A 4,157-nucleotide genomic window follows, 5' to 3' on the forward strand; every position below is an offset into this window, starting at 1 on the left:
TCGTGCCACTTCTGGGAGCCGTCCTCACCGACCCAGTAGGAGTTGAGCACGCGGAGGTTGCGGTACTTCCGCGAGGCGCGCTCCTCGGCGATGCGCTGGATCGACTTGCGCCGCGAGAGGCGGTTGACGCCCTGGCGCTTCGAGCGGCGACCCGCCTTGTGGCGCTGCTTGCGCGAGCCGCCCTTGCGGACGCTCACGCGGGCGACGATCACGCCCTGCTTGGCCTTGTAGCCGAGCTCGCGGGCCTTGTCGAGTCGCGTGGGGCGCTCGATGCGCTCGATGGCGCCCTCGTCGCGCCACTGCTGTTTGCGCTGCCACTGCAGCTCCGCCAGTTTCCCCTCCTTGGGGGACCGCCACGCCTCCTTGATGTGCGAGTAGAAGCTTCGTGCCATATGTTGTCCGCGGACGGTTGCGATTCAGCCGCGAGGGCCACATGTCGTCTCGTCCCGGGGCGGAACCGCGACGGTCCCGACCCCGGCGGCGAGTGCCCGCTGTGTCCGCACCAGCGAGTTGCCCGTACTTCCCGCGGTTCGCCCTTAACCGCTTCGCTACGGCGTTGGGGTGGTGAACGGTGACACGCGGGGATCCCCGCCTCGGGGGTGACTCGTCGATCGCGTCGAGAGACGGACGCGCGAGGGCCGTCGCGGTGGCGTCATCGCACTCGCCGTCGCTGGCGGGTCGACGCGCGTCGCGCGATAAAGACGGACCGCAAGGGGCCGGCCCGCGCGGGCCGATGGGTAGCGAGTGTGGTATAACGCCGCTGCGTTACTCGGTTCGCCGCGTCGCGAGGAGCGCAGCCGCGATGAGGGCCACGAGTGCGACGAGCGCACCGAAGCCGGGCACTCCGTCTTCGGAGCCTTCACCGTCTTCGCCGTCTTCACCGTCCTCGCCGTCCTCGCCGTCTTCACCGTCCTCGCCGTCTTCGCCGTCTTCACCGTCCTCACCGTCTTCGCCGTCCTCACCGTCTTCGCCGTCCTCACCGTCTTCGCCGTCACCTTCGACGGTGAGCGTGCCGGTCTGCTCGTCGTCGTCGGTGGCGATGCCGTGCTCGTACTCACCGGGTTCGAGGTCGGACGTATCGACGTCCGCGAACTCGACAGTGGTGTTGTTACCGGCCTCGAGGGTGACCTCCTCGCTGTCGAGCTCCTCGCCGTCGAGGGTGAGCGCGACGTCCTGGGTCGCCTCTTCCTCACCGGTGTTCTCGATCGTCGCGGAGACGGTCAGCGCGTCGCCCGCGGTGATCGTCGCCTCCTCGGGGTCGAGGTCCGAGACCTCGAAGCCGCCGTCGGTGTCGTTGGTGCCGTTGCCGGCCCCGGTGACCGTTCCGTCAGCGCTCGCGTCGAACGGTGCGTTCCGCACTTCCACGGTGAACGTGTCGTTCGTCGCCTGCTCGCTGAAGTCGAACGAACCTTCGAACGTGCCGTTGGCCGTGACGTTCAGGTCCTCGTCGTTCTTGATGAAGTTGGTCTCCGCGTCGTCGCTGCGAACGCGCATGTCGAGCTCCGTGCCCGGCGCGACGTTCGTCGTCCCCGTGATGGTCTGGTTCTCGGCGGCTTCAACTTCGATCTCGTCGGCGTCGAACTCACCGTCGGCCTCGACGGCCTCGAAGGTCGCGTTCGCGGACTCGTACGCGTCCTCGATGGCTTCGAAGTCGTCGTCGGCCTCGGCGTCGGTCAGGAGCGGCTCCTGAACCGTGAACTCGGCCGTGTACTCGTCGCCGTCCTCGATGGTGTCGATGCCCTCCGCGTCCTCGAGCTCGCCGTTCAGCGCGTCGAGGTCGAGGAAGACGTAGTAGTCGCCGTTCTCGTCGTCGTAGACGACGGTGGTGGCGGCCTCGAACTGGTCCTCGGAGAGCGCGGTGGCGTCGATCTCGTTCGCCTCCGCGTTCGAACCGGGGTCCTCCTCGGTGAACGTCAGGCTCAGTGCGTTGACCTCCTCACCGTCGTACTCCGCCGAGGAGTTGAGGACGCGGTAGAGCGCTTCGGAGTTGCTGTTCGCGTCCTGCGCGTCGAGCGCGCCTTCGAGACCGGTCGCGGAGATCTGGTGGACCAGCACGTCGCTGCCGTCTTCGCTCAGCGCGACGGTGTCGGTCTCGGTCACGGCGCCGCTCTCGACGCCGCCGGTGATCGCTTCGGTAGCGGCGTCGTCGCCGTCGTCGTCCTGCGCGTCGACGACGGCGTCGCGAACGTCGCCGCTGGTGCGCCACAGGACCATCTCGCCGGTCTCGCGCTCCTCGACCAGAAGCGTTCCGATGTCGGTCTCGTCGTCGAGGGCCGCCTCGGCGCTCTCGCCCTCGATCGCGGTCGGGCTCACGGAGACGTCGTAGTCGCCCGTGTCGAGCAGGTCGGTCAGATCGCCCTGCTGGCCTTCGAGCGTGACGTCATCCTCGTCGTCAGCGGCCTGGACGACGGTACCATCCCGGCCAGCGTTGTACGTGTTGAACAGCACGGAGACTTCGCCGTCGTCGTTGCCGTCCTCGACGGAGATGTTGGCCTGATAGTTGTCGTCCTCGTAGTTGCCGACCACGACGGTACCCTCGTCGGTCTCGTCGAGTTCGACGGTGACGTTCGCGACGTCACCCTGTGCGACCTCGGTCGTGCCGTCAGCGAGTTGGAGGTCGCCCTCGCCCGCTTCGGTCACGTTGATCGAGGCGGTGTCCTCGGCGGACGTGTCCGTCGACTCGAACGTGAAGTTGTACTCGCCCGGTTCGATGTCGTCGACGTTCGAGAAGTTGACGTCGACGGTGCCGTCGCTGACGTCCTCTAAGAGTATCTCGCCGTCGTCGTCCTCGTCACCGACGTCGGTCTCGATACCGGAGTCGGCGAAGAGCTGCTCGAGCTCCTCGTCGTCGAGGTCATCGTCGGCGCTCGCTTCGAGCGAGTAGGATCCGCGGTTCGAGTCGATCTCCAGACCGACGGTCTCGTCGGCCTGAGTTTCGTCCTCCTCGAACTCGGTGCTGAGGCTCTGAACCGCGATCTCGAAGGTCTCCTCATCGGAGCCGCCGCCCTCGAAGAAGTAGTTGCCAGCTTCGAGGTCTTCGGTGTCGAGCTGAACGGTCCCGTCTCCGTCAGCGTTCAGCTCCGTGACGAAGCTCGAGCCGTCGTCGGTGGACTCCCGAAGCGTGACGTCAGCGTCGTCATCGAAGCCGTCGATTTGGATTTCCTGTCCCTGCCAGACGAGTTCGCCGTCGAGTTCGCTTTGTTCGTACGTTTCGTCCTGTGCTGCCGCAGGAGCGGCCGCAAACCCGACTGCGACCATGGACAGTACCGTGATCGCCGCGAAGAAGACCGCATTGGCCTTCGTGCGATAGTCTGTATCGTGTGTCATTGTTGGTGTGTCGTCTGTACGCGTTGGCAGCGTTCTCCGTCGTCTCGCGACCGATCGTCGTCGACCAACGCTGCGTCGAGTTCACCACCGGACTCGGGATGGATTGTTATGGACCGTGCGAGAGAGGAGTAATGCAGCAGTAATATATATCAGAACAATAGAACATCTCTGTTGGCATGCGTATACTCCCCCAAAACGTCGTCTGACAGGCGTCAGACGGCAGATATGGAGTATCAAAATCTCTACGTCCACCGAGATACACAGCCAGTCCGACAGGTCACACACAGCCAGACGCAGCGCTCACTGGACTGAGTTAATTCGCGCTAGATGGTCCGCTGAAGGGCAGCGCACACGTTCTCTCGGGAGGAGACCGCGTCGTCCGTTACCGCTACACCGTGAGCCGCGGCACTCGTGAGTCGAGATCAGTCGGATTCGAGTCAGATAACGTAGAGTTACTCGCGCGCGAGATCGCTGACGGCGATCAGGCGACCGTCGGCCGCGTGGAGAACGCCACGGGAAACGCGCTCGTATTCGGGCCGAAGCGTCAGCAGCTGACTCGTCGTGGGGTCACCGACAAGCGTAGAGCGTACGATTGGATGCGTCGGCGACGAGATGGAGGTTCGCTTCGTCTCTCGAGTGTCGCAGCGGTGTACGAAAGCGAAGCCGCTCGAGTACGGCTGTCGCTGGATGGTTGAGTCCGATAAAGAAGGACCGCAAGGGGTCGGCCCGTGAGGGCCGGTGGTTAGCGAGTGTGGTGAATCGCTGCTGCGTTACTCGTTACGCCGCGTAGCGAGGAGCGCAGCCGCGATGAGGGCCACGAGTGCGACGAG

Annotated in this window: 3 protein-coding genes; all 3 read right to left on the minus strand. The window is 65.1% G+C overall.

Annotation, left to right across the window (positions count from 1 at the left end; translation table 11 throughout):
* A partial coding sequence (locus U4E84_RS16300; RefSeq protein WP_322533167.1) for a 50S ribosomal protein L15e occupies window positions 1-392 on the minus strand: 392 nt, incomplete at its 3' end.
* 373 nt (window positions 393-765) lie between these two features.
* Window positions 766-3,327 (minus strand): BGTF surface domain-containing protein, encoded by a 2,562-nt coding sequence (locus tag U4E84_RS16305; RefSeq protein ID WP_322533168.1) that lies wholly within the window; start codon window positions 3,325-3,327, stop codon window positions 766-768.
* Window positions 3,328-4,097: 770 nt separating this feature from the next.
* A partial coding sequence (locus U4E84_RS19045) for a PGF-CTERM sorting domain-containing protein (protein ID WP_369698427.1) occupies window positions 4,098-4,157 on the minus strand: 60 nt, incomplete at its 5' end.

Origin of the sequence: Halorubrum sp. AD140 (assembly GCF_034497445.1) — an archaeon.
Lineage (GTDB): Archaea > Halobacteriota > Halobacteria > Halobacteriales > Haloferacaceae > Halorubrum.